The following is a 21,275-nucleotide window of genomic DNA, read 5'->3' as shown; positions in this document are numbered from 1 at the left end:
TTGTTAAAATTATTGACAAAAGCAACGTTTGTAATTTTAATCTTTCGACAGGGTGGAGGGTGTTCAGATGGATAATTATGTAAATGCGGGACGTTGGTTCTCCATTCTCTACAGGCGCTCCCAGCAGTTCATTGTGGAGGCCTGCCAGGAGATGGGCCTGACTTTTTCCGAATTTACCCTGCTGCTGCGGATTCATGACACACCGGGAGTGAAGCAGGATGATCTTGCCAAAGTCCTGTTCCTGGACAAGGCAGTGGTTACCCGCACCATCAATGCATTGGAGCAGAAGGGGTTCATCGTGCGCAGCCAGGACAAGCTGGACAAGCGGGTGAAGCATGTTTACCTTTCTGTGGAAGCAGAAAGCTACTATCCCTTCCTGCACAATGTGCTGAAGCGCTGGGTGGATTATCTTTGTGAGGGCATGAAGCAGAAAGACATAGACAAGACGGAAAAACTGTTTCAGCATTTTACGGACCGTGCCTGTGAAGCAGTTCTGCCGGATTTGGCCAAGGGTATATCTGAGGAGTTTTCCAAGGAGGACTGGCAGCATGAGCTTGAGAGGAAAGAGAAGTAAATTCTGGGGGGCAGCAACAGCTGCCCTTTTTATACTAGCAATGACAGCCCTGGTGGGCTGCAGCAAGGAGGAGGACCCTGTCCAGAAGCCCCCTGTGGTCAGGACACAGCAGGCAGGTAAGGCCGGCCTCAGCGCGGAAAGCTATTCCGGCACTGTGCGGGGGCGCTACGAGACAAATCTCTCTTTTCAGGTAGGTGGGCAGATTCTCTCCCGCAACATTGATGCGGGCAGCCGGGTGAAGGCTGGAGACACCCTCATGGTCATCGATGCCCGGGATGCGGTGCAGAAGGCAAACGCCGGGGATGCCCAGGTAAGCCAGGCCCGTGCCCAGCTGAATCTGGCACAGAGCAACCTTGCCCGCTATACGGAACTCTACCATCAGGATGTAGTGCCCAAGGCCACCCTGGACCAGTATCAGACCAACTACGATGCGGCCTTTGCGAATTATCAGGCAGCCCTGGCCCAGTCGGCCCAGGGCCATAATGTGCTGTCATATACCAACCTGGCCGCCGGGGCTGACGGGGTGATTTCCTCTATCAGCGCCGAGGAAGGACAGGTGGTGGCTGCCGGCCAGACGGTGGCGGTATTGGTGCAGACTGACGAGTTGGAGGTGGAGATTGCCGTGCCTGAGGACAGGGTGGCCAGCCTTCAGCCAGGCCAGGAGGCAGATGTCACCTTCTGGGCCTTCAAGGGAAGCGCCAAGGGCGTAGTGCGGGAGATTTCCCCCGCTGCAGATAATGCTTCCAGGACTTATAAAGTACGCGTATCTATTCCCAATCCTCCCCAGGAAATGCAGCTGGGCATGACCGCCAGTGTCAGCTTCGCTGATGCCGGGGCGGCAGAGAAGGCGGAGGTGGAACTGCCCCTCACGGCTATCTACCAGACAGAAGACCAGCCGCAGGTGTGGCTGGTGGAGGACGGGAAAGTCCATCTGAAAAATATCACGGTGACGCGCTTTGGCTCCAGCACTGTGATGGTGGAAGGGCTCTCCCCCAGTGACATTGTGGTCACCGCCGGTGTCCACAAGCTCCGGGAGGGGCAGGAAGTGCGCAGGGAGGGTGAGCCGTGAGGAATCTCAGTGAAGTCTCCTTGAAAAACTCCGTGCTGGTCTGGTATTTCATCATCATGACCGCCATCGGGGGCATCTTCGCCTACCAGCAGCTGGGGCGCATGGAAGACCCCACCTTCACTATCCGCATCATGGTGGTGAATGCCCTCTGGCCTGGTGCCTCTGCTGCAGAAATGCAGGACCAGGTGACGGACAAATTGGAGCGGAAGCTTCAGGATGTGCCGGGGATGTACCGCATTACCAGCAGCACCCGTCCGGGCAATACAGTCATCTACGCCGAACTTGAGGATACCATGCCCAAGGAGGATATACGCACTACCTGGCGGGACCTCAGGAACCTCGTGAATGACCTGAAATCCCAGGGTGAGCTGCCCGATGGCGTCTACGGCCCCTATTTCAATGACCGCTTTGACGACGTCTTTGGCTCCGTCTATGCTGTCACAGGTGACGGCTATTCTTATGAGGAGCTGAGGAAATACGCCGAGGATGCCCGGCGCCTCTTGATGGCCTCCGACCCTTCCATCCAGAAAATCGAGCTGCTGGGTGTGCAGAAGGAGAAAATCTATGTGGAGGTGGCAAGGGACAAGCTGGCCAGTCTGGGCCTGCCGCCCACTGCCATTTCCGATGCTCTGGCCGGGGCTGCTTCCATGATGCCCTCCGGCAAGGTGGAGACTGAATCGGACAACGTGTACCTCCGGGTCACGGGGAATTTCCAAGACGTGGAGGCCATCAGGGAACTGCCAGTGAAAGCCGGCGGCCAGATTTTCCGTCTGGGGGATATTGCCAAAGTGGAGCGCCGCTACAGCGCCCCTCCTGACCCTGAAATGTACTTCAACGGGGAACCTGCCGTGGGGCTGGCCATCTCCATGAAGGATGGCAGCAACATCCTTGAACTGGGCAAAAACCTGAAGAAGACCATAAAAGCCATTTCCGGGGACCTGCCCGTGGGATTGGAGATACATCAGGTTTCTGACCAGCCCCAGGTGGTGGAAGAATCCATCCACGAGTTCATGAAAACTCTCACCGAGGCCATCTTCATCGTGCTTTTGGTGAGCTTTGCCTCCCTGGGCTGGCGCACAGGCTTGGTGGTGGCCTGCTGCATACCGCTGGTGCTGGCCGGTGTCTTTGTGGGCATGTACCTCTTGGGCATTGATTTGCACAAGGTATCCCTGGGTGCGCTGATAATTTCCCTGGGACTGCTGGTGGATGATGCCATCATCGCCATCGAGATGATGAGCGTCCAGCTGGAGCGGGGGCACAGCCGCTTCGAGGCGGCCTGCTACGCCTTCAAGGCCACCGCCAAGCCCATGCTCACAGGAACCCTTATCACCTGCTCCGGCTTCATTCCCGTGGCCTTTTCCAAGGGCATGGCCTCTGAGTTCTGCGGGGCCCTGTTCCCCGTGATACTCATTGCCCTGGTCCTTTCGTGGATTGTCTCCGTCATGGCGGCGCCCCTCTTTGGCACCTATCTTATCCGCGTCAAGGTGCAGCGTGACGAGAATGGCGAGATAGACCCTTATCAGAACAAGTTCTACAAGTGGTTCCGGCAGGTGCTGGAATATTGCCTGCTGCACAGGAAGATGGTGCTGGCCGCCACTGCCGCCATCTTTGTCCTGTCCCTCTATGGCCTGACCTTTGTGAAGCAGGAATTTTTCCCTGGCTCCCTGCGTCCCGAGCTGGTGATGGAAATGAGACTGCCTGAGGGCTCTTCCATGGAGGCCACGGGCAGGGAAATGGAGCGCATGGCCAGCTTCCTGGATGAGCACAAGGACAGGCTGGAGAACTACTCCTATTATGTGGGCAGGTACGCTCCAAGGTTTGTCCTCACCGTGAGTCCCCAGGAAAGCTCAGATAACTTCGGCCAGTTCGTCATTGTGACGAAAAACACGGAGGAGCGGGAAAAGCTCAGGCAGGAGCTCACGGAGGAACTGGCAGAGAATTTCCCGGATGTGCAGCCCAATATCCAGACCATCCAGACAGGCCCCCCTGCTGACTACCCCGTGATGCTGCGGGTCACGGGCCGCACGGTGGAGGAGGCCAAGGACCTGGCGCGCAAGACCGCAGCGCTGGTGGCAGAAGACCCCAATGTCTACAATGTGAATGAGAACTGGGGCTACAAGTCCAGGGTTATGCACCTTGAGCTTGACCAGGACAAGCTGCGGGCTCTGGGGCTTTCCAGCCAGAATGTGGCCAAGATGCTCCATACGGAAATCACTGGTGCCAAGGCAGCCGAGTTTTACACCGGCGACCGCACCATTGACATAGACCTGCGGACGGCGGAGGAGGACAGGCAGAGCCTGGACAAGCTGAAAGACCTGCCCATTTATCTGGGGCAGGCAGGCTATGTGCCCCTGGCCCAGATTGCAAAAATCTCTTATGAGGGTGAGGAGGGGCTGGTCAAGCGCGTGGACCTGCGCCCCACCATTACGGTGCAGGCCAATATCCACAGCGGCACGGCCGTGGATGCCACGAAAAAAGCCTTTGAGGCCACCGCCGGCCTTAGGGAAGACCTGCCTCTGGGAGCTTCCATCAAGCCCGCGGGCTCTTTGGAGGACAGTGCCAAATCCCTCCGGCATCTGGTGAAGCCCATCCCCGCCATGGTGTTCATCATCATGACCCTGCTGATGTTCCAGCTCAGGGACATCAAGCAGATGCTGCTGACTTTGCTGACGGCACCGTTGGGCCTCATAGGCGTGGCCTGGGGCATGCTCCTGACGGGCAAGGCCATGGGCTTTGTGGCCTATCTGGGCGTACTGGCCCTCTTCGGCATGATCATCCGCAACTCGGTCATCCTGATTGACCAGATACAGAAGCATATGGCTGAGGGGGAAAGTCCCTGGGATGCCCTGATAGATTCTGCCATCCTGCGCTTCCGTCCCATCATGCTGACGGCGGCCGCCGCCATACTGGGCATGCTGCCCCTGATGCCCAGCGATTTCTGGGGGCCCATGGCAGTAGCCATCGCCAGTGGCCTGCTGGCGGCTACGGTGCTGACGCTTTTGGTGCTGCCCAGCATGTATGCTGCGGTGTATGGGGTGGAGAAAGAGTAAATATCTAGCAATTTCACATGTCAAAGGGCTCCGCTGCGGCGGGGCTTTTTGCTATGTGCTTTTTTAGACTTAAGAAAAGTCTGCTTATTTACGATAATATTAATAGCAGTTTTATCACTATGTGATTTAAGCCAAGGATGGGGTCCCTTTGGTACGGAATAGATGGAAGGTTAGTGAGGGGTTTTTGCTATGGCTATGACAATCCTGAATAATACAGCGGCGGCGCTGACCTTGGGGGAACTGAATAAGAACGTTTCTGCCCTGGGCAAGCAGCTGAAGAAAGTTGCCACAGGCACCAAGTTTGACAGTGCAGGAGAAGGCGCTTCTGAGTACGTCATTTCCGAGCGGATGCGGGTGAGGAAAAGGGCGCTTGAGCAGGATGCTTCTAATGTCCAGACCGGGCAGTCTATGCTGAAGGTGGCAGAAGGAGCCATTCAGGAACAGCTGGAGATTATGAAGACCATCAAGGCGAAAGTCATTGATGCCAATAATGACACCAATACAGATCTTGACCGCCTTACCATCCAGAAAGAAATCTCCCAGGGCTTCGAGCAGGTGCATGATATCGCTTATGAAACCAATTACAATGGCAAGCTGCTTCTGGTGGGGGATACCAAGGTGGATGAGATATATACCTGGAGAGTGCTTGATCATCCTGAGACGGTGCCGGAAAGCGATGGGTTGAATCTTATTGAGGATCAGTATGCGACCTTGGATAACGAGACAGGGCCCTTTGCGGTGTTGTCTGCTTATTCTACTGAGCAGGTAACCGCAGAAGTGCTTCTGGGCAGTGCGGAAGTGGTCAACCTGTCTGGCGGAGCTGAAGGAACGCCTGAAAAGCCTACGACGTTTACCCTTGATTTCAGCGGCTATACCAACGCTAATGCTGAGGGTCTTGGTTTTTGGGTGGCGGGCACCAACAATGTAAACAGCTCTGTAAAATATGTGTTGACAAATAATCCTAGTGGCAACAATTATCGCTATGGTAATGTCAACTCTGATAATGTGGTGAATGTCAATATAAGCGGTTGCGATACTTCGGCTAAGATAGCTGCTGCAGTCGCAACAGCTATTAAGACCAATAGCAGTGGTGTGGTGGGCAGTGCAAGTGTTGAGGGCAATACGGTTAAGGCAAGTACTAGAACTGGTGGATATCTCTCTAATTACGGCAAGAATGTAACCGTAAAAGGATGGTCGCAAGGTGCAGGGTCAGCACCCGTAACTATTGGTGCCACGCAGAAGCAGTATGGGCGTGATGCTGCTGCCGCTACGGGCTTGGGAAATAAGACGGCCTATGGGTCGGCAGGGTCGCAGGGGACCTGGGTGGATGATAGCTGGGATGAGTATGATCCGGTTACGGATACTACTACTCACCATTCAGCCGGGCATTGGGAAGGACAGACACCTGCTACTGCCGCAAGTTTGCAGCTGGATATTAGTTCTGTAGCGTCTGGCTCAGGCTTTGCTTTACAAGGTCCCTATGGTACCGCTTATGTTCGCTTTGTGGAAGGCAGTTCCATTACGCATGATACATCAACCAAGGGGGTCTATGAGATTGGGAAGAATGCCAGTGGAACAGTTACTCTTGGCACATGGAGTACTACCAATCCTAATAACACATCTACCAGTGGGATAAAGCTGTCAATTTCAGGTGGTCAACTGACTTTGACCACTACTACTACTGGCTCGTCAGCCAGCATAAGACTTACGGACGGTTTTTCATCAGAGGCTGGGGCCGAAGCATCTTCGGGTACTACGCAAACGGTGAATTTTTTGGCAGTTACAGCTTATGATGATAATAAGTTTCAAGTGACTGAGGAGGGCAAAGCAAAGACTACTGGCCCGAGTGCGACCTATGATATTGACCTGACTGACTACGATACAACGGACAGCGATAAGCTTGAGGAGTTTATAGAGAATCTTAAGGGCAAGGCTATCAAGCATAAGTATAAAAATCTTGATGATTATACTTATAGCAATATAGAATTTATTGATAAAAAAGTGCCTTCTTCCATTGATGCTCAGGCTCAGCTTGATGGTTCTACTACGGTGGATTTGAATATTTTGAGGTCTACTGTAGGGGGGAGTACTACCATTGCTGATGCCTTTATCAACTTGATGAAAAATAATTATAGATATAGTGATGTCAGTGCTGAGACGGGGACTAAGACCTTGAGAGTAACGGCTCGAAATGCGGAGCTTGCTGGCAATAATGAGACCCTAAGCATAATAAAGGGGAATATGAGTTCTTACACCATAGACTTCAATTCATATTTTGCAAGCAGTGGCCTGTCGATTCCCGATGACCTGGATGGCAAGGGGTTCCGTCTTTACTGCGCTACTTGCGCTGACCAGTGGTTCAATTTCCAGTTCAAGTCGAAGCTTGACCCATCAGATGCTGATAGGCCGGCTAGTGGCCAGTCTGGGGCTGATCTTAAGACGACTCTGATAGATATCGCCAATGTCACAGATGTAAAATCACTGGTCCAGGCTCTTTATGATCAAGGCAGCGATGCTTTGGAACATATCATGAATGGCCAGCCGCATACGCTGCACTTTGCAGCTGACCCAGATGCGGGTACGCTTACTGTTTATGACAAGAGAATGTATGACCTTCGCGCCAGTGGCAAGCATCCTTATGTTCAGGAGATGGGGGCGAAGCTGGCAGACGGTGTTCTGGACGATGTGCAGAAAGCTACCCGGGGTATCTTTGTCCGTGACCTGGTTATCCACCACACGGACAAAGCCAGCATGAACATCCATCTGCAGATTCCCCAGACCTCCATGGACCATCTTTTCAACTATATCCCAGGGCTTAGCGACTGGACAGATTACAATGTATTGACCAGGGAAAATCGGGAAAAGCTTTTGGGCAACCAAGGGGGGAAGATGTCTGCTACTGGCATCCGCATGGTGAATGAGGATGAGCAGGGCTTGCTGGACCGTGCTATCCAGTACCTGACTGATGCCAATACCTTGGTAGGTGCCCAGCTCAGCCGTCTGGGAACGACTCATGACAACATTATTACCCAGCAGGAAAGCACAACTTCATCCGAATCAACCATACGGGATGCAGATATGGCCAAGGAAATGACAGAATATACTAAGAGCAATGTCCTGGCCCAGGCAGCCCAGTCCATGCTGGCTCAGGCCAACCAGAATAATAGTGCTGTTCTTTCCTTGCTTCAGTAAGCATGAAAAACACCTCCATCGACGCCGTGGCTGGCAGATGGAGGTGCTTGTTTTGTCATGGGTCACATCAATAGCAGCGACAGCCCGCCAATGGTGGGGGTAGCTACAATGGCGAACCTCAGCAAAGGCAGCGGTGCCAGATGTGTGTACTTGGCACCGAACCAGGCGCCTATGGCCTGGCCGGTAAGGGTCTGGATGAAAATCCAGAGATCCAGGTGGCCTGTGAAGAAGTAGCCCAGGCCACCGGCGGCGGACATGGGGAGGATTATCATCATGCAGGTGCCGATGGATTTCAAGAGGGAGACGCCGAACAGCACCATCAGGGTGATCTGGATGAAGGCGGCGGCACCGATGCCAAAGGCCCCGGAGAGGAAGCCGTTGACCATGCCGGTGATGATGCCCAGCCTGTAGAGCTTTCCGCCGGTGAGCAGTTCCTGACGGGGATGGAAGCGGCGGCTGAGCCACTCTGCCTGGTAGACTTTGGTGTAGAGCAGCAGGGCGCTGGCGCAGAGCATGATGGCGGTCATGGTGCGGAGGAAGGGGGCGGGCAGGAGGTTGGACACATTGGCTCCTATAAAGGCCCCCATGACCCCGCCCAAGCCCATGGCAAGGCCCGTAGGCACTTCTACTTCACGCTCACGGAAGTGGCTGTAGGCCCCGGAAAGCATGGTGAAGGTCATGGCGGCCAGGGCCACGGCTACGGCAGTATGGATGGGCACCTGGAAGGCCAGGGTCAGCAGGGCGATGGTGACCCCGGCGCCGCCGGCCCCCACAAAGCCGATGACGGCACCCATGATGAGCATGGCAAGAAAGATCATATTTGCGAAACCTCCCATAAAAAACAACATATGCCTAAGTATAGCAAAATGAACATAAAAGAAAAGGTGTTGTTGACTTTGTCTCTGCTTTAGGCTACAATAGGCGGGTAATCGGGATAATCCCGAGGGAAATCCGGTGTAAGTAAAAACCTGCTGTACCGGTGGTAATGAAAAGCAGAAATGTTTAGCGCAGGCTCTCATCCTGGACGTGAAGGATGAGAGGACGAGGAGAAGGTTGTCGAGAACTCAGCGGATGCCTTCCGGCCGGTCCGGTCGAGAGAAATCTCTTAAATCCCTTTCGTGAGAAAGGAGACAAAGGGGATGGAGGACACAGCAGGTGTACTGTTAGGGGAACTATGCCCTCTTTGTAAGGTTTCGGCTGTTCATTTTCTTTGTCGCAAAGAAAACGAACCAAAAGAAAACGTGGCCTTGCCTTTCATCCATGAAAGCCAACGGCCACGGGACGCCCATCCATGGGCTGAAGTTTGAATGATCTTAGAGGGGCGTAGTGTACCCATTTATAGGAGGTACACATTATGTGCGGTATTGTTGGTTACATTGGCAAACACAAGGCAGATAAGGCTGCGAATGTTCTTTTGGACGGTCTTTCCAAGCTGGAGTATCGCGGCTATGATTCTGCGGGCATTGCAGTGCTGGAGAACGAGAAGATTCGCGTGGAGAAGAGCGTAGGCCGTCTGGCTGCTCTCCGGGACAAGATCAAGGGCAAGATGCCTCAGGGATTTTTGGGCATCGGCCATACCCGCTGGGCTACCCATGGCCGTCCGTCTGACAAGAACTCTCATCCCCATACTGACTGCTCCGGGGATTTCGTCATTGTCCACAACGGCATCATCGAGAACTATCTGACCCTCAAGGAAGAACTTATTGAGGCAGGCCATGAGTTCAAGAGCGAGACTGATACCGAGGTGGTAGCACACCTGCTGGAGGAAGTCTACAACGGCGATTTCGTGGCTTCCGTGCGCACGGTGCTTTCCCGCATCGAGGGCAGCTACGCCCTGGTGTTCATGAGCGCCAAGCATCCGGATATGCTCATCTGCGCCAAGCAGGACAACCCCCTGATCATTGGCCTGGGTGAAGGCGAGAACTTCATCGCCTCCGACGTGCCTGCCATCATCGCCCACACCCGCAAGAACTATGTGCTGGCTGACGGCGAGCTGGCCATTGTCACCGCTGACAGCGTAGAGGTCACCAACCGCAAGGGCGAGAAGGTAGCGAAGAAGGTCTTCGAGGTCACCTGGAACGCCGAGGCTGCCGAGAAGGGCGGCTACGAGCACTTCATGCTCAAGGAAATCAACGAGCAGCCCAAGGCTGTCCGTGACACCATGAGCCAGCGCATCACCTCTGATGGCAAGGCCATCCAGATGGAGGAGCTGAAGTGGGACAAGGAGTATCTGGACAAGTTCACCCGGGTCTACATCGTGGCCTGCGGCACTGCTTATCATGCAGGTCTGGTGGGCAAGTATTATATCGAGAAGCTGGCCCGCATTCCCGTCATGACGGATGTGGCCTCTGAGTTCCGCTATCGCGAGCCTATCATTGACGAGAACACCCTGTTCATCACTGTCTCCCAGTCCGGTGAGACTCTTGATACCCTGGCAGCCATGAAGGAGGCCAAGCGCCTGGGAGCAACTACCCTGGCCATCACCAATGTGGTGGGCTCCTCCATTGCCCGTGAGGCAGACAAGGTGCTCTACACCTGGGCTGGCCCGGAGATTGCCGTGGCCTCCACCAAGGCCTACACCACCCAGATCGTGCTGTTCTTCATGCTGGCCCTCTACATGGCTGAGATGAAGGGCACTGTCACCCAGGAGCGTGCTGCAGAGCTGGTGGGTCTCCTGCATAAGGTTCCCGCCCAGATTTCTGAGACTCTGTCTGACGTTGATCCCATCAAGACCTTTGCCAAGGCTTATGGCTTCAACGAGGATGTGTTCTACATCGGCCGCGGCCTTGACTACAGCGTGTCTCTGGAGGGCGCCCTGAAGCTGAAGGAGATTTCCTACATCCACGCCGAGGCCTATGCCGCAGGCGAGCTGAAGCATGGCACCCTGGCCCTTATCACCGAGGGCATTCCCGTCATCGCCCTGGCTACCCAGAAGAGCGTCTACGAAAAGACTCTCTCCAACATCAAGGAGGTCAAGGCCCGTGACGCTGTGGTCATCGGCATCGCTTCCGAAGGTGATGAGGAACTGGAGAAGTACGTGGACCACGTCATGAAGGTCCCCGCTACCGACGAGCTCCTTTCCCCCATCCTCTCCGTAGTGCCCCTGCAGCTGCTGGCCTACTACGCCGCCATCACCCGCGGCACCGATGTAGACAAGCCCAGGAACTTGGCCAAGTCCGTGACGGTGGAGTAAAGCGAATAGAAAATTTGAGCCATGAGGCCTTAAAAGGGCTTCATGGCTTTTTTGCTTAAGTTTTTTCAAGAATTGCAGTATAATTATAATGATTAAGTATATAAGGGAGGTCTTAATATGCTTTTAGGTGCTATTGCCGTACCCCATCCGCCGTTGATTATCCCGGAAGTAGGCCGGGGGCAGGAGAAGGGGATTCAGCCTATTATTGATGCCTATCGCGAAGCAGCGAAGTGGGTGGTGGAAAAAGCCCCGGAGACGGTGGTTGTCACCAGCCCTCATAGCGTCATGTATGGCGACTACTTCCATATCTCTCCGGGTGAAGGGGCCAGAGGGGATTTTGGCAATTTCCGTGCCCCGGAGGTGAAGGTCACAGTCGAGTATGATGCGGCTTTCCGCAAGCAGCTCTGCGCCCTGGCGGACAAGGAGGACTTCCCTGCAGGCATCATGGGGGAGAAGTCTGCGGCCCTGGATCATGCCACCCTTATCCCTTTGTATTTCCTGCAGGAGGCTGGTTTCAAGGGGAAAGTCATCCGCATAGGCCTGTCCGGGCTATCCCGCCGCCATCACTATCACTTGGGAGAGATGATAGCCCAGACTGCACGGCTCCTGAAGCGCCCCACGGTATTGGTGGCCAGCGGTGACCTCTCCCATAAGTTGCTGGCAGAAGGGCCTTACGGCTTTGACCCGGCCGGGCCTGTCTTTGATGAGCGCATGCAGGAATGCTTCCGTGACGGGGATTTCCTAAAGCTCCTTGCCACCCCCAATGCTTTGGCAGACAGCGCGGCGGAGTGCGGCCTGCGCTCCTTCTGGATTATGGCGGGAGCTATGGACAGGCGGCAGGTTAAGTCCAGGCTGCTGGCCTATGAAGGGCCCTTCGGCGTGGGCTATGGCACAGCCATCTTTGAGCCAGGGGAGCGGGACGAAAGCCGTGCTATCCTTGACCTTTATGAACAGGAACAGCGGGAGAAGATTGCGGCACTCAGGGCAAATGAAGATGCCCATTTGTCTCTGGCCCGGGCTTCCCTGGAATATTTCGTGAAGCACCATGAGTACCTGCCGGTGCCCAAGGACTTGCCGGAGGAACTGCAGGGCCGTCACGGGGCCTTTGTGTCCATCAAAAAGGACGGGGCACTGCGTGGCTGCATCGGCACCTTCCTGCCCACCCGTGACAATCTGGCTCAGGAGATTATCTATAACGCCGTCAGCGCTGGCCTCAATGACCCCCGTTTTTCACAGGTGACAGAAGCGGAACTAGGGGAACTGGTCTATGATGTGGATGTGCTGACCGAGCCGGAGCCTATCGACAGCCCTGCGAAGCTTGATGTGCGCCGCTATGGCGTCATCGTACAGTCAGGCAATCGCCGGGGGCTGCTGCTGCCGGATTTGGAGGGAGTAGATACGGTGGAGCAGCAGGTGTCCATTGCACGCCGCAAGGGCAATATCGGGGAGAAGGAGAAAGTGCAGCTCTACCGCTTTGAGGTGGAAAGGCACGTTTAGGAGATAATTGCCTCTTTGGTTTATGAATAAACAAGTGTATAATAAATAACATATATTGATAAACTGTAGGAGGGGAAATATGGAGGAAGGAAATAAATCCTCGATAGATTATCTGCAGGAGCCATTCAGCCGCATCGGCTATAAGATGCACTTGCTCCTGCAGGTGGGTAAGGCGCTCATGGAGAGCGGGGCGGACACGGACAGGACGGTGCGGGATATGAAGCGGGCGGCGGCCTATATGGGCATACCGCCTGAGCGCATCCACCAGCACACCATGTATACCACCCTGATGCTCAATGTGAATGACGACCAGCACAGTTACACGGAGTTTTGCAAGTGCAGGAATCACGGCATCAATATGACTACTTTGTCGGCGGTGTCCAAGCTAACCTGGAAAGCTCTGGCGCGGAATTATACTTTGGAAAGCTTTGAGCGTCACCTCATGCGCATTCAGGGCATTCCCAAGTCCTATACCGTGGGCCAGACAGCTCTGGGAGCTGGGGCGGCCTGCGGGGGATTTGCCGTGCTGTTCGGCGGCAGTCTGCTGGATTTTTTCCTCACGGCTCTCTGTGCCTGCTTTGGCTTTTACATGCGGCGGCTCTGCAATGCCTATGCTTTCAACCAGTATGCCGCCATCGCCATCACTTCTTTTGCAGCCACTACTTTGGCCTGGGCCACCCAGTTTCCCCTGGGAGAGCTGCACTGGTATCCGCTGATTGCCTGCACCCTCTTTCTGGTGCCGGGCATACCGCTCATCAATGCCATAGACGATTTCCTGAATAATTTCATAGTGTCCGGGCTGACCCGGGCTATCCACACCCTGCTGGTGGTGGGCAGCATGACCTTTGGCATCGTGCTGGCTATCCGGCTGGGGAATGTGGCAGATTTCACGGAGGTGAGCCTGTCTCCCCACAGCCTTTACTTGGCGCAGGCTGTGGCTGCGGCTATTTCCGCCATGGGCTTTTCCATCATCTTCAACATTCCCCGGCGGCTCCTGCCTGTGGTGGGGGTGGGGGGCGTCATCACGGTGATGCTCAGAAACTTCTGCGTCATGGAACTGGGGGCTTCCCAGGCCTTCGGCTCCTTCCTGGGGGCGGCGGTGGTTGGCATCATAGCCCTGAAGGCCATCCATATCTTCCACACCCCCAATGTGGTGCTGACTATCCCTTCTGCCATACCCATGATACCCGGCGTGCTGCTCTACCGCCTGCTCTTTGCCCTGCTGAATATCTCCACCATCACCCCGGCGGCCCTGCTGGACGGCATCAGGAGCGGGGTGGAGGCTATCATCATCATCATAGGCATAGCCGTGGGAGTGGCGATTCCCAATATCTTCAATCACCGCCATATTGAGAAAGTCAAGCAGAAGCGGGTGGCAAGGCTGCTGGCTCTGCGGGACGAGGACTGAATTTGGGAGGCTCCAGGAGAGCCTCTCTTATTTTTTTGTCTAATAGTAAACGTTTAACAAATTATTGACAAAGCAATCAGGAAGGAGTAAAGTTGAATTGTATCAAATAGTAGAGAATTGACTAAAATATAGGTCGATTCATAGAAAATAAGTTCTTTCCCGGAGGTATCATTATGGCAGAAATCAAAAAAGAATCTTTCGGCAAGCTTTCAGACGGGCGTGAGGTATTCCTCTTCACCCTGCGGAATACCAAGGGTACGGAGGTGAAGGTCACTTCCTACGGCGCACGGCTGGTGAGCTATATCGTGCGGGACAAGGACTTCAAGAAGCGTGATATCGTCCTGGGCTATGACAGCGCCGAGGCCTACGAGAAGGACACCACCAGCATGGGCGGTGTAGTGGGACGCCATGCCAACCGCATTGCCGGGGGCAAGGCAGTCATAGGTGGCAAGGAATACCAGCTGGAGCTGAACACCGGCTCTAAGAAGCAGAACCATATCCACGGCGGCTTCAAGGGCTTCCATCTGAACCTCTGGGATTATGAGGTGCTCTTTGAGGGCGTGAAATTCACCTATCATGCCAAGGACGGCGAGGGCGGCTATCCCGGCAACATGACGGTGACGGCTCTCTATTCCCTGTCCAATGACAATGAGCTGTCCATCAAGTACGAGGCAGAGTGCGATGCAGACACTATCTGCAACCTCACCAACCATGCCTATTTCAACCTGGACGGCTACGAGGCAGGCGCAGAAGCTGCCATGAAGCAGAAGATGCAGATTTTTGCCGACAGCTACACCTGGGCTGATGCCGAGTCCCTGCCGGATGGCCGCATCCTGCCTGTGGAGGGCACCCCCATGGACCTGCGTGAGCCTACTCCCATCGGGCTGCACATTGACGATGACTTCGATGAACTGCAGATGGGCCACGGCTATGACCACAACTGGGTGCTCAGAGACGTGCCGGTGGAAATCGAGCTGAAGCCCGGCATGTTCGGCTATGACCCAACTTGCCCCATTGACTACAATGCAGGGGGTCTCAAGAAGGCTGCTTATGTTGAGTCCGAGGAAAGCGGCCTCACCATGACCTGCTTCACCACCCTGCCCGGTATCCAGTTCTACAGCGGCAACCACCTCAGGGGAGATCTTGCGGGCAAGAATGGCGTCACCTTCCCCCGCCGCAGCGGCTTCTGCCTGGAGACCCAATATTTCCCCAATGCCCTGGCTAATCCCTCCTTCCCCCAGCCTATCCTGAAGAAGGGCGAGAAGTATCAGGCGCAGACTATCTACACTGTGGCTCTGAAGGATTGATAAAACTGTTGTTTTTGTATATTATGGGTGGTATAATCAAGGCATAGAATTCTTCGAGTAAACGACACTTACTCACAAACAAAAAGAACCCCCAAGGGAGGGCCTAATCTCCCTTGGGGGCCTTTTTGTTTGAGAGGCTAGATTGCTGCTACTCTAACCATTTGCTTACAAGGTGGACAATCAGAGAAGCCACCAAGCTTGCCAACACTGACATCATGAATTCTTCGAACGACACAAAACTCACCTCCTTCCGTAGAATGAAGGGGCAGCGCCTATAGTATAGCATAATAGTGTGTTGTTGTGTCTGTCATGGTTGGATACCTTTCAATTATTTTTGCCATAAATAAACAAAATGATATTATTGCGCGAAAATAGTGGACAAATTACTGGCAAAGGGGTAAAATTTAACTATGAATTGGGATAAATTAAGATGAAATCCCAGCCTGGAGTTACCCATAAGGGAGGCAGTGCTACATGAACATCCATGAGTATCAGAGCAAGCAGATTCTGAAGTCCTACGGCGTAAAGGTGCCGGAAGGGCTGCCGGCCTTTTCCGTGGAAGAGGCGGTGGAGAATGCCAAGAAACTGGGCACCCCCGTGTGCGTGGTGAAGGCCCAGATCCATGCCGGCGGCCGCGGCAAAGCAGGCGGCGTCAAGGTGGCGAAATCTCTGGACGAGGTCAAGACCTACGCTTCCGAGATTCTGGGCAAGGTGCTGGTGACCCACCAGACCGGCCCCGAGGGCAAGAAAGTAAACCGTCTCCTCATCGAGGCTGGAGCAGATATCAAGAAGGAATATTACCTTTCCTTCGTCATTGACAGGAATACTGCCAGAGTGGTGATGATGGCTTCCACCGAGGGCGGCATGGAAATCGAGAAAGTGGCCGCTGAGACCCCGGAGAAGATTTTCAAGGAAACCATTGACCCGGCTGTAGGGCTGCTGCCCTTCCAGACCAGTCGCATGGCTTACAAGCTGGGCCTGCCCAAAGAGGCTGTACGCCCGGCCCAGAAGCTTATGGGCTGCCTGTATAATGCCTTCGTAGGCAAGGATTGTTCTTTGGCTGAGATCAACCCCATGGTGCTCACCGGGGACAATGATGTCATGGCCCTTGATGCCAAGCTGAACTTTGACGACAGCGCCCTGTTCCGTCATCCGGATATCGTAGAGCTCCGTGACGAGACCGAGGAAGATCCCAAGGAGCTGGAGGCAGCGGCAGCTGACCTGAACTATGTCAACCTGGGCGGCGACGTGGCCTGCATGGTGAACGGCGCAGGCCTGGCCATGGCTACCGTGGACATCATCAAATACTTCGGCGGCGAGCCGGCCAACTTCCTTGATGTAGGTGGCGACTCCAATCCCGAGAAGATTGCCAAGGCTTTCAACATCATGCTGGAGGGCGGCCAGTCCAAGGGCATTTTTGTGAATATCTTCGGCGGCATCAACCGCTGCGACCAGGTGGCTCAGGGCATCCTGGAGGCTGCCAAGATCATCTCCCCGGACGGCAAGAGCCTGCCGGTGCCTGTAGTGGTGCGCCTGGAGGGTACCAACGCCCAGCAGGGTCGTGAAATCCTCAAGAATACGCCCATTGAGAACGTTATCATGGCCCCCACCATGGAGGGCGGCGCAGAGACGATTGTCAAGCTGGTCAAAGAAGCACAGGCGTGAGGGGGTCACATCATCATGGGAGTTTTAGTAAATAAAGATACCAAAGTCATCGTTCAGGGCATTACCGGCAAGCAGGCCGCGTTCCACACCCGCCAGATGCTGGACTACGGCACGAAGATCGTAGGCGGCGTCACCCCGGGCAAGGCAGGCCAGGAAGTGGAGGGCGTGCCCGTCTTCAATACGGTGCAGGACGCTGTGGAGGCTACGGGGGCGACTGCTTCTGTCATCTATGTGCCTGCCCGCTTCGCTGCTGACTCCATCATGGAGGGCGTAGACGCAGGCCTTGACCTGGTGGTCTGCATCACCGAGCACATTCCCGTGGAGGACATGGTGAAAGTCCGCCGCTACATGGAGGGCAAGAAGACCCGCCTCATCGGCCCAAACTGCCCCGGCATCCTCACCACTGACGAAGCCAAGCTGGGCATCATTCCCGGCAATATCCAGAAGAAAGGCCATGTAGGCCTGGTTTCCCGCTCCGGAACCCTCACCTACGAGGCTGCCTTCCAGCTCATGAACGCCGGCATCGGCGTCACCACTGCCATCGGCATCGGCGGCGACCCGGTGAAGGGCACTGACTTCATTGACGCTCTGGCCCTCTTCAAGGAGGACCCCGAGACCAAGGCTGTGCTGATGATTGGCGAAATCGGCGGCAACGCTGAGGAGACTGCTGCTGAGTGGATCAAGGCCAATATGCCGGACAAGCCGGTGACTGCCTTCATCTCTGGCCGTCAGGCGCCTCCGGGCAAACGCATGGGGCACGCCGGCGCCATCATCTCCGGCGGCAAGGGCACCGCTGCTGACAAGATCAAGGCCCTCAACGAAGTGGGCATCGAGGTGGCAGACACTGTAGCCCATATCGGTGATACGGTAGTGGAAACCTTGAAGAAGGCTGGCATCTATGAGGAGTGCCATACCTGCTAAGTTCATAAAAGTGAGAGCCGTTGCGGATGCAGCGGCTCTTTTGCTGTGGAAGCTCAGTCCTCGAGATATCTTTGACGTACGAAAAAGCCCTGCCACACTAGGTGTGACAGGGCTTGCAATTTCAAATGGTGACCCAGGAGGGACTCGAACCCCCGACCCTTTGATTCGTAGTCAAATACTCTAATCCAGCTGAGCTACTGAGTCATGATGATTTATGAAGTTGTCTGGTTGCTACGTTCCCTTAAGAACAGAAATAATTATATCTCAGAGCAATGCTTCTGTCAACATTTTTTTCGAGAAAAATTTCTTGACATTAATATTAAGGAATTGTAATATATGAATATAGAAACAAGAAAGCGCTTCAGGAGGTGATCGGCAAGTATGATTGAAGATAAAGAACAGCTCACTGAGCTGGCGGAGAAGCTGAAGGTCATTGCCCATCCGGTGCGGCTTTGCATCGTGCGGGGGCTGTGGCGGCGCGGCTGCTGCAATGTGACTTTCATGCAGGAATGCCTGGATATTCCCCAGTCCACTGTTTCCCAGCATCTGGGCAAGCTTCGGCAGGCGGGGATCATACAGGGAGAGAGGAATGGACTGGAAATCTGCTATTCACTGAAGGACCCGCTGATAGAAGAGATATTGAAGATAATGTTTGAAGAAAAGAATGTGTGAGGAGGATTTGCTTATGAGCACGAAGGTTATTACCAGTGAGAATTTTGCTGAGGAAGTATTGCAGGCCAAGGGCACGGTGCTGCTGGATTTCTGGGCTGAGTGGTGCGGTCCCTGCCGGGCTCTCGGTCCCATCATCGAGGAAGTGGCCGCTGACCACCCTGAGGTGAAGGTGGGCAAGGTGAATGTGGATGAGCAGCAGGCTTTGGCCCAGCAGTTCGGCATCATGTCCATACCCACTCTGGTGGTGTTCAAGGATGGCAAGAAGGTGAATGAGGCCCTGGGGCTGATGCCCAAGGCACAGGTGGAAAGCCTGCTGGTATAAGGGGGGATCCGGATGGGAAAGGTGATGGTTCTGGGAGCAGGGCCTGCTGGTGTCTCTGCGGCCCTTTATGCCCGACGGGGCGGGGCTGAGGTGATGGTCATTCATAAAGGGCTGAAATCCGGCGCTTTGGGCAAGGCTGAACTGATAGAGAATTACTATGGCCTGGAAACGCCGGTTTCAGGTGCGGAACTTGAGCGCCGCGGCATAGAGGGGGCCAGGGCCCTGGGCGTTGAATTTGTCGAGGATGAGCTGGTGGAGCTGGCTTACGGTGATGACTTCAAGAGCTTCAAGGCCAAATCTCCTCAGGCTGAATATACGGCAGATGCTGTCATCATCGCTGCCGGTGCCTCCCGCAAGACTGTTTCCCTGCCGGGTATCAAAGAGTTCGAGGGCCATGGGGTGAGCTATTGCGCCACCTGTGATGCCTTTTTCTACCGGGGCAGGATTGTGGCTGTGCTGGGGGCGGGGGAATATGCCCTGCACGAGGCGGAGGCCCTGCTGCCCCATGCGGCCAAGGTGTATCTTTTCACCAATGGAGAGGAGCCGGAGGCAGAAAAAATCCCCGCCGGTGTTGAGGTTTGCCGGGAAAGGCTCGCTTCTCTCCAAGGCGGGGACCGGGTGGAAAAAGCTGTATTTGAGGGCGGCAGGGAGCTGCCTTTGGATGGCCTGTTTATCGCTCTGGGCACTGCGGGCAGTACGGAGCTGGCCCGGAAAATGGGAGTGATGCTGGAGAATGGCAGCCTCAAGGCGGATGAGCATGGGGCCACCAATGTTCCCGGCATCTTTGCCGCAGGTGACTGCACGGGCGGGCTCCTGCAGATTGCCAAGGCGGTGTATCAGGGCGCTGAGGCAGGGCTGGGGGCTGTGAAGTATTTGCGCGGCAAGAGCTGAGCGGCATTAAAAAAGCAGATGTACCATTCATCTGGGGGATGATGGTGCATCTGCTTTTTAGTTTAGTGTTCTAAGGCGTTCGGGGCAGGGGCATGACAACGCTTCACTTGGACTCCGGCCTGCGGCCAGATTCCACACGTTCCGCTTATGTCATGCCCCTGTCCCTCACTTACATACGCTTAGTAAAGCATGGCTTAGGCGCTGACCTGCTGCTTTCTGTTCATGCCTGCCAGCAGTGCCCTGGTGTGGGCGGCTACGTCCGTGGGAGTCATGTTGTGGCTTCTTGCAACGCCTGTTTCTATGGCGGCTTTTGCCACGGCCTTGGCTACTGCGGGAGCCACTCTCGGGTCGAAGGGGCTGGTGATGACATGATTGGGAGCAAGCTCCTTCTCGGAAATGAGGCTGGCGATGGCATGGGCGGCTGCCAGTTTCATTTCTTCATTGATTTCCTTGGCACGGACGTCCAAAGCGCCACGGAAGATGCCCGGGAAGGCCAGCAGGTTGTTCACCTGGTTGGGATAGTCGGAGCGGCCTGTGCAGACTATGCGGGCGCCGGCCTTGTGGGCCAGTTCCGGCATGATTTCCGGGGTGGGGTTGGCCATGGCCATGATGATGGGATCATCTGCCATGGAGCGCACCATTTCCTCGGTGACGCAGCCTGCCACGGAGACGCCTACGAAGACGTCGGCGCCTTTCAGCACTTCTGCAAGGCTGCCTTTGTGCATCTGGCGGTTGGTGATCTTGGCGATGTCGTCCTTAAAGGGATTCATGCCCTCGGGACGGCCTTCGTAGATGGCACCCTTGGTGTCGCAGAGCAGGATGTCCTGCACGCCCAGGGAGACCAGCAGGCGGGTGATGGCCTGGCCGGCGGCGCCTGCGCCGTTCACTACTACGCGGATGGCGCCCATGTCCTTCTTCACCACTCTGAGGGCGTTGATGAGGGCAGAAGCTACCACAATGGCGGTGCCGTGCTGGTCATCGTGGAAGACGGGGATATCAAGTCTTTTCTTGAGCTCGTTTTCGATGACGAAGCACTCGGGAGCTTTGATGTCCTCCAGATTGATGCCGCCGAAGGTGGGGGCCATCATTTCCACGGCCCGGATGATTTCCTGGGGGTCTTTGGAGTCAAGGGCGATGGGGACGGAGTCCACACCTGCGAAGCCCTTGAAGAGGATGGCCTTGCCTTCCATGACGGGCAGGCCTGCGCCTGCGCCGATGGCGCCCAGGCCCAGGACGGCAGTGCCGTTGGTGACTACTGCCACCAGATTGCTCTTGGAAGTATAGTCGTAAATCTTCTCTGGCTCGTCTTTGATGGCCAGGCAGGGGGCTGCTACCCCGGGACTGTAGGCCAGGGTCAGGTCGCGCTGGGTGTTCAGGGGCACCTTGCTCATGATTTCGATTTTGCCCTGGCTTTCCTGATGGAGCTCGAGAGAAGCTTGGTTTACATTTTCCTTTTTCATAAGTAACATCCTTTCCGTGTGGCCGGTCCATTCCCGCCAAGGCGTTCGGTTCAC

General features: G+C 55.2%; 14 protein-coding genes, 1 tRNA gene and 2 pseudogenes. 14 read left to right on the top strand and 3 right to left on the bottom strand.

Annotation, left to right across the window (positions count from 1 at the left end):
- Positions 1-67 precede the first annotated feature (67 nt).
- The 5 genes and pseudogenes from P159_RS0117960 to P159_RS21305 all read left to right on the top strand — a co-directional run.
- Positions 68-574 (top strand): MarR family transcriptional regulator, encoded by a 507-nt coding sequence (locus P159_RS0117960; RefSeq protein WP_051650455.1) that lies wholly within the window; start codon positions 68-70, stop codon positions 572-574.
- Complete coding sequence (locus P159_RS0117955) at positions 549-1,643, top strand: efflux RND transporter periplasmic adaptor subunit (protein WP_080706052.1); 1,095 nt, start codon at positions 549-551, stop codon at positions 1,641-1,643. Before P159_RS0117960 ends, P159_RS0117955 begins: the two co-directional genes overlap by 26 nt.
- Positions 1,640-4,693 carry an efflux RND transporter permease subunit gene (locus P159_RS0117950; RefSeq protein WP_029546310.1) on the top strand — a complete coding sequence of 1,018 codons (3,054 nt, stop codon included), beginning with the start codon at positions 1,640-1,642 and terminating at the stop codon, positions 4,691-4,693. Before P159_RS0117955 ends, P159_RS0117950 begins: the two co-directional genes overlap by 4 nt.
- Positions 4,694-4,882: 189 nt before the next feature.
- Positions 4,883-5,290 (top strand): annotated as a pseudogene (locus P159_RS21310) (flagellin); the annotation flags it as partial.
- Between the two features lie 2,337 nt (positions 5,291-7,627).
- Positions 7,628-7,885, top strand: a pseudogene (locus P159_RS21305) (flagellin); the annotation flags it as partial.
- 62 nt (positions 7,886-7,947) lie between these two features.
- Here the strand turns inward: P159_RS21305 and P159_RS0117940 are convergent.
- On the bottom strand, positions 7,948-8,703 hold the full coding sequence (locus P159_RS0117940; protein WP_029546307.1) for a sulfite exporter TauE/SafE family protein: 756 nt from the start codon (positions 8,701-8,703) through the stop codon (positions 7,948-7,950).
- A 536-nt stretch (positions 8,704-9,239) separates the two neighbouring features.
- Between P159_RS0117940 and glmS the strand changes: the two genes are divergently transcribed.
- The 6 genes from glmS to sucD all read left to right on the top strand — a co-directional run bounded on the left by glmS (position 9,240) and on the right by sucD (position 17,876).
- Entirely contained in the window at positions 9,240-11,078 is a 1,839-nt protein-coding gene (glmS, locus tag P159_RS0117935) for a glutamine--fructose-6-phosphate transaminase (isomerizing) (protein WP_029546306.1), read from the top strand.
- Positions 11,079-11,195: 117 nt separating this feature from the next.
- Positions 11,196-12,575 carry an AmmeMemoRadiSam system protein A gene (gene amrA / locus P159_RS0117930; RefSeq protein WP_029546305.1) on the top strand — a complete coding sequence of 460 codons (1,380 nt, stop codon included), beginning with the start codon at positions 11,196-11,198 and terminating at the stop codon, positions 12,573-12,575.
- Positions 12,576-12,654: 79 nt separating this feature from the next.
- A complete protein-coding gene (locus P159_RS0117925) occupies positions 12,655-13,983 on the top strand; it encodes a threonine/serine exporter family protein (protein WP_029546304.1) in 1,329 nt (442 codons plus the stop codon).
- Positions 13,984-14,156: 173 nt separating this feature from the next.
- A complete protein-coding gene (locus P159_RS0117920; RefSeq protein ID WP_029546303.1) occupies positions 14,157-15,290 on the top strand; it encodes an aldose epimerase family protein in 1,134 nt (377 codons plus the stop codon).
- A gap of 474 nt (positions 15,291-15,764) precedes the next feature.
- Entirely contained in the window at positions 15,765-16,955 is a 1,191-nt protein-coding gene (gene sucC, locus P159_RS0117910) for an ADP-forming succinate--CoA ligase subunit beta (protein WP_029546302.1), read from the top strand.
- A 15-nt stretch (positions 16,956-16,970) separates the two neighbouring features.
- Positions 16,971-17,876, top strand: a complete 906-nt coding sequence (sucD, locus tag P159_RS0117905; protein WP_029546301.1) for a succinate--CoA ligase subunit alpha — start codon at positions 16,971-16,973, stop codon at positions 17,874-17,876.
- Between the two features lie 126 nt (positions 17,877-18,002).
- Here the strand turns inward: sucD and P159_RS0117900 are convergent.
- Positions 18,003-18,080, bottom strand: a tRNA-Arg gene (locus tag P159_RS0117900).
- A 177-nt stretch (positions 18,081-18,257) separates the two neighbouring features.
- On the opposite strand from P159_RS0117900, the gene P159_RS0117895 reads away from it, so the two are divergent.
- From P159_RS0117895 to P159_RS0117885, 3 genes are read left to right on the top strand one after another with little or no spacing between them, the layout of a single operon-like run.
- Positions 18,258-18,548, top strand: coding sequence for a metalloregulator ArsR/SmtB family transcription factor (locus P159_RS0117895; protein ID WP_029546300.1), 291 nt, complete (start codon positions 18,258-18,260; stop codon positions 18,546-18,548).
- A 13-nt stretch (positions 18,549-18,561) separates the two neighbouring features.
- Entirely contained in the window at positions 18,562-18,870 is a 309-nt protein-coding gene (gene trxA, locus P159_RS0117890; protein ID WP_029546297.1) for a thioredoxin, read from the top strand.
- Positions 18,871-18,882: 12 nt separating this feature from the next.
- Complete coding sequence (locus tag P159_RS0117885; protein ID WP_029546296.1) at positions 18,883-19,761, top strand: NAD(P)/FAD-dependent oxidoreductase; 879 nt, start codon at positions 18,883-18,885, stop codon at positions 19,759-19,761.
- A 194-nt stretch (positions 19,762-19,955) separates the two neighbouring features.
- On the opposite strand, the gene P159_RS0117880 is transcribed toward P159_RS0117885, so the two are convergent.
- Positions 19,956-21,230 (bottom strand): malic enzyme-like NAD(P)-binding protein, encoded by a 1,275-nt coding sequence (locus P159_RS0117880; RefSeq protein WP_080706051.1) that lies wholly within the window; start codon positions 21,228-21,230, stop codon positions 19,956-19,958.
- Positions 21,231-21,275: the final 45 nt, after the last annotated feature.

The organism is Selenomonas sp. AB3002 (genome assembly GCF_000702545.1).
GTDB classification, from domain to species: Bacteria; Bacillota; Negativicutes; order Selenomonadales; family Selenomonadaceae; genus Selenomonas_B; species Selenomonas_B ruminantium_A.
Note: the sequence above shows the minus strand (reverse complement) of the source record. Positions and strands in the feature narration are given on the sequence as shown.

Excerpts from the sequence above, each read along its gene's own strand:
- P159_RS0117960 (WP_051650455.1), top strand. The coding sequence starts at position 68 with ATGGATAATTATGTAAATGCGGGACGTTGGTTCTCCATTCTCTACAGG.
- P159_RS0117955 (WP_080706052.1), top strand. The coding sequence starts at position 549 with ATGAGCTTGAGAGGAAAGAGAAGTAAATTCTGGGGGGCAGCAACAGCT.
- P159_RS0117940 (WP_029546307.1), bottom strand. The coding sequence starts at position 8,703 with ATGATCTTTCTTGCCATGCTCATCATGGGTGCCGTCATCGGCTTTGTG.
- glmS (WP_029546306.1), top strand. The coding sequence starts at position 9,240 with ATGTGCGGTATTGTTGGTTACATTGGCAAACACAAGGCAGATAAGGCT.
- amrA (WP_029546305.1), top strand. The coding sequence starts at position 11,196 with ATGCTTTTAGGTGCTATTGCCGTACCCCATCCGCCGTTGATTATCCCG.
- P159_RS0117925 (WP_029546304.1), top strand. The coding sequence starts at position 12,655 with ATGGAGGAAGGAAATAAATCCTCGATAGATTATCTGCAGGAGCCATTC.
- P159_RS0117920 (WP_029546303.1), top strand. The coding sequence starts at position 14,157 with ATGGCAGAAATCAAAAAAGAATCTTTCGGCAAGCTTTCAGACGGGCGT.
- sucC (WP_029546302.1), top strand. The coding sequence starts at position 15,765 with ATGAACATCCATGAGTATCAGAGCAAGCAGATTCTGAAGTCCTACGGC.
- sucD (WP_029546301.1), top strand. The coding sequence starts at position 16,971 with ATGGGAGTTTTAGTAAATAAAGATACCAAAGTCATCGTTCAGGGCATT.
- P159_RS0117895 (WP_029546300.1), top strand. The coding sequence starts at position 18,258 with ATGATTGAAGATAAAGAACAGCTCACTGAGCTGGCGGAGAAGCTGAAG.
- trxA (WP_029546297.1), top strand. The coding sequence starts at position 18,562 with ATGAGCACGAAGGTTATTACCAGTGAGAATTTTGCTGAGGAAGTATTG.
- P159_RS0117885 (WP_029546296.1), top strand. The coding sequence starts at position 18,883 with ATGGGAAAGGTGATGGTTCTGGGAGCAGGGCCTGCTGGTGTCTCTGCG.
- P159_RS0117880 (WP_080706051.1), bottom strand. The coding sequence starts at position 21,230 with ATGTTACTTATGAAAAAGGAAAATGTAAACCAAGCTTCTCTCGAGCTC.